The sequence below is a fragment of the Cohnella hashimotonis genome, assembly GCF_030014955.1.
GTDB classification, from domain to species: domain Bacteria; phylum Bacillota; class Bacilli; order Paenibacillales; family Paenibacillaceae; genus Cohnella; species Cohnella hashimotonis.
The window spans coordinates 6,564,119-6,575,854 of record NZ_JAGRPV010000001.1 but is presented as its reverse complement, the minus strand read 5'-3'; the positions used below and the strand labels follow the sequence as shown (position 1 = coordinate 6,575,854).

Here is an 11,736-nt window from a genome sequence, read left to right as displayed (position 1 = left end):
AGGAGAAGGTTAAAATGAATATGTTTCCCGGCGTTCGAATGGTTCATGATGAAGCCGATCGGATCATGAACGAGCTATTGCAACAAATTAATCCTCAAAATCTTAAATCGATAGAAAACATCAAGAACTGGGTTCGAGTGGATGACGAAGTTTATAATACGGATGCACTTTCTTCCGAAGTTCCGTACTACCTGTTTTATAAGCACCCCATTCACGATTTTATGGATAAGTTGTTTTTAACGAGTAAGACGGACGTCGTTGCATTCCTTAGAGACAGCGTGAATCCTGAACGGGGGGACGGCGTGGATGTCATAGTCGCACTCCAGGATTATTCAAAAATAATCGTATGCAACCATGACGGTCAGATTTATTTGGTGAAATGATTTAACCCCAATAGAAGTCAGTTAGATCAAACCCTTGATCTGACTGGCTTCTTTTAATAGATCAGCAGAATCGCCATTCCGGAAAAAGCTGCGGACACCAGAGACCTTATTTCGTGAAAATGCGGCGATGCGAGGCGTTTGCGGACTGAGGAGGCGTTATTTGGGCGAGTTGATACCAGGAAGGACGGTATTTTGGAGAATAGCGGACCCTGTGTCCAGGAGTGGAACAAGATTGGCCGCATGGGCGAACATAACGGAACCATAGTCCGCGCGCTGCATGACCTCCATGTGCTAACGTTCAAACGAAAAAGCCGCCGTCCACTTTTTCTTACGGGAACAATAGATTCTCATTAAGAAAAGGCTTACAATATGGTGAAAGTTGGGGTACGCGGAGGTGCGCTTCGATGCTGAGCCTGTTGATCGTCGACGATTTCGAAGTGGAGCGAGAAGAAGCGATAGAGATTATTGAAGAAGCGGGGCTCCCGGTCCGGATCTTCGGAGAAGCGACCAACGGCAAGGAAGCCTTGCGGATGCTCGAGTCGCAGCAGCCCGACATCATTCTGGTGGACGTTGAAATGCCGCTGATGAACGGGATCGAGATGGCTAAAATCGTCAAGCAAAAATACCCGGCGATCAAGATGATCTTTTTCAGCTTTTATAATAAATTCGAATACGTGAAAAAGGCGATCGATCTGTCTTCGCACGGTTATGTGCTCAAGCCCATCGTGCCCGCAGAACTGGTCGAGGCGCTTCAGCGAACGATAACGCTGCTGCACGGCGAGATTCAGAAAAAAACGGAGCAGGACAAGCTGAAGGCCATGCTCTCGAAAAGCATGCCCGCGCTGGTCGAAAAGTTCAGCGCCGAGCTGTTCTCCAAGCAATTTAAAAACGAGGATGAGCTTTGGGATACGGTCGACTTTTTCAAAATCGGCTTGAAGAGAGCGCAATATATGGTCTGCGTGCTGGAGATCGACGATTATCAAAACCTGGCGGCACATAAATCTATGGAAGACAAGCAACTCTTGTCCCTATACATCCTGCAAATGATCGAGGACGAGCTGGCGACGCAAGCCTCCATTTTAACCACGCGGCTTGACGAATCGCACTACGGCGTTTTGTTCAGCTACGACAGCTTCGCATCACCGAGCAAAATACTAGAGCAAACGGAGGATGCGCTGTCCGGACTTATAGAAAGGCTGTACTTGCAAGGCATAAGCTGCTCCGCAGGCTTAAGCGAGATCGGCGATCGAATTCTAAGCGTCAGCGAATTGTGCGAGCAGGGGTTATTCGCGTTAAAGTTTAAATTTCATCTGGGTAAGCAGGAAATTATCCATATACGCGATGTGGAAACGAAAAAGTCGACAACTGTAAAGAACGATTGGAAGCTCCCCGAGCTTCAAAAGGAACTGAAGTTTTTAATTCATTCGGGTAATTCGCAAGAAATCGATCGCTTCGTAGAGCAATTTTCTGCGTTTTCGGATTCCCATGCCAGCGCGGATCAGGTCAAAGGCATTTTTTACGGAATCGTCACTTGCCTTCAATTTATGCTCATGGAAGAAAACGAACAATTTGAGCGTATCGTAGATTTGAATCGACCGATCTGGGAGAAATGGACTTTATTCGAAACGGTCGAGGAAATGAAAGCCTGGTTAAAGCAATGTTTGATGGACATTGCCGCCTACCTCGAACATAAGAAGCAGAATAAAAATACCCGGCTCATTCATGACATACAGACCTATATCAAGCAAAATCTGCGCGAGGAGCTCAGCTTGAAATCAATTTCCAGCGCGTTTTTTTACAGCCCTAATTATATCAACAGCGTATTCAAGCGGGAAATGAATACGACCATCTCCGAATATGTCATCCAGCAAAAAATAGATCTAGCCAAAGAAATGCTGGCAAATCCCCAGTTTAAAATTTATGAAATCTCGGAAAGCATCGGTTACGTGAATGAGGCGCATTTCAGAAGCAAATTTAAAGAGCTTACAGGTTATAGTCCCAAGGAATTCCGGGAGCGGATCTAACGATGAAATGGCCGAAGCTGCATGACATCAGCCTGCGCAAAAAGTTAATGTTCAGTTTTACGACCATTTTAATGGGCGCGATCTTAACGATCAGCTTGTCCTCCTACTCGATCGCGGCCAAGTACGTAGAGCAGAATGAAATGAAATGGCTGCTGAGAAACCTTCAGCAAGCCAGCAACGTTATGGATTTCCAACTTACCCTTTACATGAAGAAAAGCGATATTTTGTTTAACAATACGCTTTTTCAAGAAACCTTGGCCAAGACGTACACGGATATCGATATGGTGTCGAATGCTTATGCCAACGTGATCTATAAAGTGATCCGTTCGATCTTCGAGGAAACCGGGTATACCGAGGGCGGCTTCACGACAAAGTCGGCCACTTCGGCCGAAGCGGTCATCCCCGTGATTTACGTCGACAACGACTCCTTGCCCAAGGATGGCGGGGGGATCAGGGACATGCAGGACATGGCTGCCAAGCCGTGGTACCCGACCTTTCTTTCCTCCAAGAAGACGTTTTACTGGATGGCGGATCAATCGGGACAATCGACGTATATTTCGATGAACCGAAAATTGATGGATTTTAAGACGATCAAGCAGCTCGGCATGTTAGACCTGAACATTTCCACCGGCATATTCAAGGGGATTTTCAGTCGCAACGATCAGTTCGTGTCCGGTCAGATCTTTTATTTCGACGAATCGGGACAAACGGTTTTTTCTTATCCGGACAAGCCCGCTTCTTTTCAGACGGGGGAATTAAGCGCGCATGCCTGGGACGGCAAGGAAGGCTACTTTAAATATAAAAACGGCAGCGATAATTATATCGCGGCTTATACGACCTCCGACGTGACGGGGTGGCGGCTGGTATCCTTGTACAGAACGGATCTGGTTGCGGAGAAATTGGCGCCTATTACGAAAATTACGCTTATTGTCCTGGTTCTGACCTTGCTTAGTTCGTTTATTTTGACCTTTTTTGTTTCCTCCGCAATCACCAAGCGAATATCGATGGTCGTGTCCAAAATTCGCAGATTCCAAGCCAAAGGCGTTGATGGGGAAGAACTACGTTCCGTAACGGGCAACGATGAGATCGGCGTGCTCGATAACAGCTTCGTCCAGATGACCAAAAGAATTAACGAGCTGATCCAGCATGACTATAAATCGAAACTAGTGGCCAGAAGCATGGAGGTCGAACTGCTGCAGGCACAGATCAATCCCCACTTGCTGTATAACACGCTCGCGCTCATTAAAAGAAAGGCGAAGCGCTTGGGCGCAGAAGATATTTTTCAGACGACGGAAAGGCTGATCTTCTTTTACCGCAATTTCCTTCATAATGGCGAGCTCATTACAAGCGTATCAGAGGAAATAAGCATGATTCGCGATTATATCGAAATTTTGAAATTTACCTATAACGTTCAGTTCGAGGCGGCCTTTCAAATCGAGGAAAGCATTGAGCCGTGTTATACCATCAAGCTTTTTCTGCAGCCCATTATCGAAAATGCGATTGTGCATGGACTTCGTCCCGTTCATACGGAAGGGCGGCTGGATATCAAGGGGTATCGCTCGGCAGGTAACGTCGTATTTCAAGTAACGGATAACGGCGCGGGCATCCCCGAAGAGCAATTGGACGGACTGAACAAGGCGATGCTGGACGGCTCCGGCGGATACGGATTAAGCAACATTATGAAGCGCATCAAGCTATATTTCGGAGAGGAATACGGGATTTCGATCGAGAGCGTATATGGCGAAGGAACCGTTGTCACGGTTATTCTCCCCTTTATGACGAAGGAGGAGATCGTCAGGCTTTTACGCTTTGCCGATCGTTTAAGCGTGGAATAGCGTTCGTTTCGTATATTTATCGTTCATTCCGTGTCTGTTTTCCGGTCTTTTCTCCCCCCTATAATTAAAACGAGAGAAACGTTTGGGGGAGAGAGCGACATGGCTGCGTATTTTTATCATGAAGCCCTTAATCGGTTGCTGAGCGAGGACGACTGGCTGATCGTACAAGACACGTATGATCCAAAAAGCAACTTCAAGCATGAAACGCTGTTCACGCTGACGAACGGCTATATGGGAACGCGCGGCGCGTTCGAGCAAGGGGCCGTTCCGGAAATGCCGGGAAATTATTTGGCGGGCATCTTCAATAAAGGGGATGGGCCGGTCAGGGAATTGGTGAATCTGCCCCAATGGCACGGCATATCCGTATTCGCGAACCGCAATGCTCTTCGTTACGCAGAGGAAGCGAGCCCGTTAAACGCGCAAACCTGCGAAGTCATACGATTTTGCCGCATTCTCGATATGAAGCAGGGCATTTTGATTAGCGAGAGCGTTTACAGAGATCGCGACGGCCATGAGACCGCAGTGGGGACATGCCGATTCGTAAGCCGCCATGACGTTCATCGTACCGGGATTCGATTGTTCGCGACGCCGCTTAATCATGAAGGCGTATTCGGCATAGAGAGCCGTATCGACGGATCGGCCGTCAATTGGAACACCAATCCGAAGTTTCGTGCCAAACACTTTAATCTCCTCGCTGCCGAAGACGGCGATTCCGAGCAGCTCTATTTGGAAGCGGTCACAAAGGATGAAGCCATCCATATCGGAATGGGATCTGCCATTCATGGCCTCTCCAGAATCGGTCAGCAAACGCCATTGCCGACGATTTATCACAAATTTTCAAACGAAGGCGAGGAGTGCGCGGAGTATGTCGAGTTCCGCATCGGCCGGCAGGAAACGGTGCAGTTGGATAAGCTCGTCGTCACCTATCAATCGCTGGAGCTGAACGGCGGTCGTCCGCGCGATGCCGTCCATCGCAATTTGGCGCGGTATCGGTCCGAAGGATGGACGCAAGAGCTGCGAAAACATACGAATCGTTACGCAAAGATGTGGCAGGAAGCGGACATTCAAATCGCGGGCAGCGAGGAAGATAATCGGCTCGTTCGTTTCAATCTCTTTCATCTGATGAGTACGGCCTATTCCGGATCGCCTGCCGTCAGCATGGCGGCTAAAGGACTTCATGGCGAAGGCTATTGGGGCCACGTATTCTGGGATACGGAAATTTTTATGCTGCCCTTCTTCATGTATACGTTCCCCGATCTGGCTCAATCCCTGTTGAAATACAGATATGAAAAGCTTGGCGGCGCGAGAGAAAACGCGAGAATAGCCGGATATGCGGGCGCCAAGTTTCCATGGCAATCGGCCGCAAGCGGGCAGGAAGAAATTCCGCCATTCTCGTACGACGAGCACGGCGCGGCTCAACCGCTGTGGATGGGCAAGATCGAGGATCATGTGACCGCGGATATCGCCTATGCCGTATGCCAGTACGTAGCCGTCGCCGACGATCCGGCATTTATGCTGGCATGCGGACTGGAGCTGCTGATCGAGACGGCGCGCTTCTGGCAATCCCGGGTCGAATACGATGCGGAGCGCCGGCAGTATGTCATTCTGAACGTAATCGGACCCGACGAGTTTCATGAACACGTGGACAACAATGCGTATACGAATGCAATGGCGGCCCGCAATTTAGTCCAGGCAGCCGCTACGCTGACGGATTTCCAAGCGCGATTTCCAGCAGAAGTGAGCGATTTGCTGGCGCGCCTTGACTGGCGGCCGGACGACATCGCCGAATGGAGAAAAATAGCGGCTCTTATGTATATCCCGCGAGACGAAGAGCGGCTTTTAATCGAGCAATTCGACGGTTACTTTCAAAAAAAGGATTATCAATTCACGGCATTCGACGCGCTCGGCATGCCTGTCTACACCGGCAATCCGCAATTGGCCGAATTGGAGCAAACCCAGATTATCAAACAGGCGGATACGGTCATGCTGCTGTTGCTGCTGCGCGGATTTGCCGATGCGGCGACGGTTCAAGCGAATTACGACTACTACGAAAAACGTACATGGCACCAATCCTCTCTAAGCATGGGCATGTATGCCTTAATGGCTCAGCGCCTTGGAGACACGGAAAAAGCCTACGATCTATGGCTGAGAACGGCAAGAACGGACCTCATGGACCGGCATGGCAATGCAGGCTTAGGCCTTCATGCGGCCGCGACCGGCGCGGTCTGGCAGGTTCTGATCTTCGGATTTGGCGGCGTTCAGCCTGACGAATCGTCCGGCATGCTGGAGATTGCGCCTTCGCTGCCCCGGGCTTGGAAGTCTCTGTCCTTCACCGTCCAATGGAGAGGGTATCGGCTTGCCGTCGAAGCCGAGCCGGAACATTTGCATATCACGCTGCCCGAGATTCGGCAAGGCATCCTCCAGGTCAAAATATGGGGACGACCGTATGCATGGCGCGCCGAACATTCGGGCGAACGCATCTCCATCGCCAGGCGCCGGGAGGCGAGCATTAATGGATAACGCGATCAAAGCGGCGATCTTCGACCTGGACGGCGTATTGGTCGATACGGCCCACTATCATTATCTGGCTTGGCGACGCGTTGCGGAGCGGCTCGACATTCCTTTTACGGAAGCGGACAACGAACGGCTGAAAGGCGTCAGCCGGTCGCAATCCCTGGAATACGTGCTGCAAAAGGGAAAAGAGTCCATGCATGCAGACGAAAAACGGGAGTGGGCCGCGCGAAAAAATGCCTGGTATCTCGAATATTTATCCGCCTTAAACGAATCCCATCTCTTGCCCGGCGCCCGCGCGTACGTGGCATGGCTAAAAAAGGCAGGTGTGCGAATCGGGTTGGGTACCTCCAGCAAAAACGCGGGCGTCATCCTGGAGCGCCTGCGCATTCAGGATTGGTTCGACGCTGCAGTCGACGGCAGCATGGTGGCGCAGACGAAGCCGGACCCGGAGGTTTTTCTGAAATGCGCGCATTTGCTGCACGTACGGCCTGAATGCTGCCTCGTGCTGGAGGATTCGACCGCGGGCATTCAAGCGGCCAAAAATGCCGGCATGAAGTGCATAGGAATCGGCGACAAGCATGTGTTAACAGAGGCGGATCGGGTCGTAAGCGGTTTGCAGGAGCTGCTTCCCTCGAAGGAGGCATCACCATGATGAAGCTGGCTAAACCGATTTTTTTGAAGGGGCTGTACCTGGAGAAAAACATACAGGCCGGATTTCGAAAAGCCGTCAGATTGCCTGAAAATTCGGATGGCGCTTGCTTGCTGGAAATTACGGCCCGTACCTTTTACAGGCTGTATGTCGATGGCCAGCTGATAGGGCATGGACCCGCGCGCGCCGCTCACGGGCACGCCAGAGTGGATGTGCTGGACATTACGGCTGTTATGACTAAGGGCAGGGAGCATATGCTGGCGGTCGAACTGGCCGGGTACAATGATCCGAACGTGTACGTAACGGGGGAGTCCAGCTTTCTCATGGCCGAATTGACGGTCGGCGATACCGTGCTGGCTTATACGGATCATAGCTGGCAGGGCTTCAGACTGTATCAACGTCGACAGCTGACCGAAGCCTTCTCCCATGCCAGATGTCTTGGCGAGACCTATGACCTGGATCGGTCCTTTATCGATTGGCGCACGAATGCCGCAGAGGAGCTGGCGGGAAGGACGGGACTGGAAGAACTGGCTGAACGGCCCGTCCTGCTGCCAAGAGTCGTGCCTTTGCCGGATCTGCGCGTGGCGAGGAACGCCAGGCTGATCGCCGTTCACGATACGGAAGTCGACCCGAATCTGGCGGTTGCCGCTCACCCGCATTTTCGGGAGGAAGCGGATCACTTTCACGCGTTCCCGCCTGTCGTCGACCGCCCTTCCGTGGCATGCAGCCAAGAGATCCCGCTCCCCTTTACCGGCATCCAGCGTCTGGATCAGGATCATCATTTTACGATTCAACCGGCCCCGGGCAGAGCCGCTGCTTTGGCTTACGATTTTGGCGAGATGAACAGCGGGTTTATCGGGATTGAATTCACTTGCTTGGAAGCGGGCACCTTGGATCTGGTTTTTACCGATTTGCTAGAAGACCGGGGAACCTTTAACCCTCGGCGCTCGGGAAGCAACAGCGTCATTCGTTTAAATAGCCGGCCAGGCCGGTACACCTTCGTATCCTTTGAGCCCCATGCCTTCCGTTATGTGAAGCTGATTGTGCGCGGCCAGACGTTTACAGTTCACGATTTATTTACGGTTTTATATCAATTTCAGCCGCCTTTGCAAAAAGCCTTCCTGTGCAATGACGGGGAGTTAAACCGGATTTATGAGGCGGCGGAGAAAACCCTCGTCATGAATGCGCTGGACGTGTTCATGGACTGCCCGGGAAGGGAGCGGGCCGGATGGCTGTGCGATTCCTACTGGTCCGGCAGAGCGGCGCGGCTCATGCTCGGCGACACGTCGGTAGAGCGGGCGATGCTCGACAATTTTCTCCGCTCGGATCAAGCGCCGCTGGCAGAAGGTTTTTTCCCGGTCTGTTATCCGTCCGGCTTCGCCAATCAGGGCTGTTTTATTCCCAATTGGCCCTTGTTTCTTATGCTCGAGCTGGACGAATACGTTTGCCGATCGGGCGATACGCAAATGCTTGCCGATTATCGGCAGACGGTAGAAAACCTGATCGGTCAATTCACGCGCTATGAAAACGCGAAAGGCTTGCTGGAAAACCTGCCGGGCTATGTATTCGTAGAATGGTCGTCCGCCAACCTGGAGGCGTACAAATCGCCGATCTCTGTCGGAACGAACGCCCTTTATGCCCATGTATTAAAACGCGCGGGCGACATCTATCGGAAACCGGAGTGGACGGACAAAGCCGATCGCTTGCAAAGCTTACTGCCGAGCAACGCCTTTACCGGCAGCTGGTATGCCGATTCGCTTCGCCATGATCCGGAGCGCGGCCTGACACCGGGCTCTCTTTTCTCCGAAGCCGTCCAATATTATATGCTCAGGTTCGTCGCTTCCGAGCGGGACGATCGGCCCGAGATGGTCCGACGATTGATCGAAGCGCACGGTCCGGCTGCTCCGCAGCTTGCTATGGATGGCGCGCTGGCGCGCGCCAACGTATTCATCGGTTATTTTCTTCGCTTCGACCTGCTGGCAGACCGAGGAGAGCATCGTCGCCTGCTGCAAGAAATGAGAGCTTTATTTTCGCACATGATCGATAACGGACCCGGAACCTTGTGGGAGCACACGTGGAGCTCGGACAGCGTGTGTCACGGATTTGCTTCGCACGCCGGCGTGTGGCTCGTTCGCGACATACTCGGGCTGCACGCGCCCGATGAGCTAAATCGTACGGTTCGTCTCGCCCCCCATCCCTGCGATTTAAAGTGGTGCAAAGGCGCATTGTCCTGCCAGGGCGGCACGATCAGCGTCGAATGGCATCGGACGGAGAGCCGGTTTGAGCTGATGGCCCACGTTCCGGACAGATACGAAGTACTGCTGGAAATTCCGCCGCCATTCGCGCACGGGACCCGCATGGATAAATCGATTTCATCGAAGGGACAGATCCATTTCATCATCAACAAATAGACAGGAGCGTCAGGCATGGAAAGAAGGCAGGTTTGGAAACGAATCAAGCGTCGAAAAACGCTTTACCTCTTCTTAGTTCCAGCGGTGGTTGCCGTATTTATATTTAACTATTTGCCAATGTTGGGCATTGTCATCGCTTTCCAGGATTACACGGTTTCTAAAGGCTTTCTCTCCAGCCCGTTTGTCGGATTCAAGCATTTTGCCGCCATGTTCGACAACCCCGATTTCTACGATTCCTTGAAAAATACGCTGGGTATCAACGTGTTCGCGATTTTGATCGGGTTTCCAATGCCGATTTTAATGGCCTTAATGGTAAACGAGCTGAAGGAAGGCCGCTTCAAGAAAACCGTGCAGTCCATCACTTACTTGCCGCACTTTATTTCTTGGGTCATCATCGGCGGCATCGTCTACCGGCTGCTCGATCAGGACACGGGAATCGTTAACGTCATCATGACTTCCGTTTTCGGAGGCGAGGCCGTCGCTTTTATGCGGGAACCGCATTATTTCTGGGGAATCGCCATTGGTTCGGCGATCTGGAAGGAGATCGGCTGGAACTCGATTATTTATCTCGCCGCGATCACCGCGATCGATCAGCAGCTCTATGAAGCTGCCATCGTGGACGGCGCGGGCCGCCTCAAGAGAATCTGGCATATTACGCTGCCGGGAATCGCGCCGACGATTATCGTGCTGTTCATCCTGACGACGGGGAGTATCGTGAGCGTTAACTTTTCGGTAGGCGGCACGATGACGCCAAACTTCGAAACCCTATTTAACCTTCGAAATGCCATGGTGAGCAGCGCCTCGGACAATCTCGACATCTTGGTCTACAAAATTGGCGTTCAATATGCCCACTATTCGTATGCATCGGCCATCGGCCTGTTCCAATCCGTCGTCGCTTTGGTTTTAATCATTTTCTCGAATCGCATGTCCAAAAAAGTGAATGGTTACGGCTTATATTGATTCTGCAATTCATAATGGAGGAAGCGCATGTATCCCAACCATCAAATCTATGAAAAAAGCGCAAATACGATGATCGCGGTCTTATTGATTGCGCTTTGCGGGGTGACCCTCTATCCCTTTTTATACGTGTTGGCCTATTCCTTTAGCGACGGGACGACATCCGCCAGCCGCATCATTACCTTCCTGCCCAGTCATCCGACCTTCGAAAACTATAAAGCCGTATTCTCGAACGATCTGATCGTCAACGCATTCGGGATCTCTGTTGCACGGACGCTGTCCGGCACGCTTCTGCATCTGACGGTTACCGGGATCGCCGCATATGCGATTTCCAAGGACGATCTTTACGGCAAAAAGGGATTGATGCTCTACTTTATGATCCCCATGTTCGTTGCAGGCGGATTGATTCCGTCCTATATTTTGATCAATAAGCTGCATTTGATGAACAGCTTCTGGGTGTATATTTTGCCGGGCATGTATAGCACCTTCCATATGATCATTATCGCCACTTTTTTAAGAGGACTTCCGGATAGTCTGGAAGAATCGGCTAAAATCGACGGAGCCGGGGATTTGACGATATTCATGAAGATCGTCATTCCGCTATCCGTACCGGTTTTTATCACGATTGCTTTATTTGTCGGGGTCGCGCAATGGAATTCGTGGTTTGACGCGTTCCTATACATGACCGATACGAGGCTGCATCCGCTGCAAACGCTGCTCTATAAAATCATGTTCGAGGCGCAAGCGAAGGATTTTCAACAAATGGCGTTAATGTCCCAGGGGAAAAGCAATGTGACGCCGGAAGCCATCAAGATGAGCACGCTGATCGTGTCGGTCGTGCCGGCCGTCTGCGTCTATCCTTTTTTGCAAAAGTACTTCGTCAAAGGCGTCACCATGGGCGCAGTTAAGGCCTGATCGCGAATATACCCGCGACTGCAGCGCGGCTATAGATAGATTAACGAC

At 51.4% G+C, this 11,736-nt stretch carries 8 protein-coding genes; all 8 read left to right on the top strand.

Going from position 1 to position 11,736, the window contains the following annotated elements:
• Positions 1-14 precede the first annotated feature (14 nt).
• The 8 genes from KB449_RS26170 (at position 15) to KB449_RS26135 (ending at position 11,688) form a co-directional block, all read left to right on the top strand.
• The gene (locus KB449_RS26170) at positions 15-383 is read left to right on the top strand and encodes a hypothetical protein (RefSeq protein WP_282911182.1); all 369 of its coding nucleotides are present in this window, start codon (positions 15-17) and stop codon (positions 381-383) included.
• A gap of 404 nt (positions 384-787) precedes the next feature.
• Positions 788-2,407: a response regulator gene (locus tag KB449_RS26165; RefSeq protein ID WP_282911181.1), complete on the top strand. Its 1,620-nt coding sequence runs from the start codon at positions 788-790 to the stop codon at positions 2,405-2,407.
• 2 nt (positions 2,408-2,409) lie between these two features.
• On the top strand, positions 2,410-4,242 hold the full coding sequence (locus KB449_RS26160; protein ID WP_282911180.1) for a cache domain-containing sensor histidine kinase: 1,833 nt from the start codon (positions 2,410-2,412) through the stop codon (positions 4,240-4,242).
• A gap of 99 nt (positions 4,243-4,341) precedes the next feature.
• Entirely contained in the window at positions 4,342-6,762 is a 2,421-nt protein-coding gene (locus KB449_RS26155; protein WP_282911179.1) for a glycoside hydrolase family 65 protein, read from the top strand.
• Entirely contained in the window at positions 6,755-7,408 is a 654-nt protein-coding gene (gene pgmB, locus KB449_RS26150; RefSeq protein ID WP_282911178.1) for a beta-phosphoglucomutase, read from the top strand. The genes KB449_RS26155 and pgmB overlap by 8 nt, the downstream gene beginning before the upstream one ends.
• On the top strand, positions 7,408-9,816 hold the full coding sequence (locus KB449_RS26145; RefSeq protein WP_282911177.1) for an alpha-L-rhamnosidase-related protein: 2,409 nt from the start codon (positions 7,408-7,410) through the stop codon (positions 9,814-9,816). Before pgmB ends, KB449_RS26145 begins: the two co-directional genes overlap by 1 nt.
• A gap of 15 nt (positions 9,817-9,831) precedes the next feature.
• Positions 9,832-10,776: an ABC transporter permease gene (locus KB449_RS26140; RefSeq protein WP_282911176.1), complete on the top strand. Its 945-nt coding sequence runs from the start codon at positions 9,832-9,834 to the stop codon at positions 10,774-10,776.
• Positions 10,777-10,803: 27 nt separating this feature from the next.
• Complete coding sequence (locus KB449_RS26135) at positions 10,804-11,688, top strand: carbohydrate ABC transporter permease (protein WP_282911175.1); 885 nt, start codon at positions 10,804-10,806, stop codon at positions 11,686-11,688.
• Positions 11,689-11,736 lie beyond the last annotated feature (48 nt).